Below are 270 nucleotides of genomic sequence, written 5' to 3'. Positions count from 1 at the left end.
GCGACGAGGCCGAGCGGCTGATCGGGCCGCTGAAGATCTTCAAGCTGCAGTTCGCGGGCGGCCAGAGCTTCAATCTCGGCAGCGCGCAGGCGGCCGCGGAATTCGCGCGGCAAAGCGGCGCGTCCGACTACCGGATCGACGAGCTGCGCCCGACGGTGCTGGCCGATACGCCCGAGCGCGTGCATCGTGCGCTCGACGCACTGAGCCGGCGGCTCGACGTCGATGCGTTCGTGATCGATTCGCCGGTATCCGACTACGCGGCACGGCTCG

Annotated in this window: 1 pseudogene; it reads left to right on the top strand. The window is 69.6% G+C overall.

From position 1 onward, the window contains the following. Positions 1-270: pseudogene (locus tag A9Z05_RS30210) on the top strand (alkane 1-monooxygenase); the annotation flags it as partial.

Origin of the sequence: Burkholderia sp. A2 (assembly GCF_001729305.1) — a bacterium.
GTDB lineage: Bacteria > Pseudomonadota > Gammaproteobacteria > Burkholderiales > Burkholderiaceae > Burkholderia > Burkholderia sola.
The sequence above is the reverse complement of the archived record's forward strand: the minus strand, read 5'-3'. Positions and strand labels throughout refer to the sequence as shown.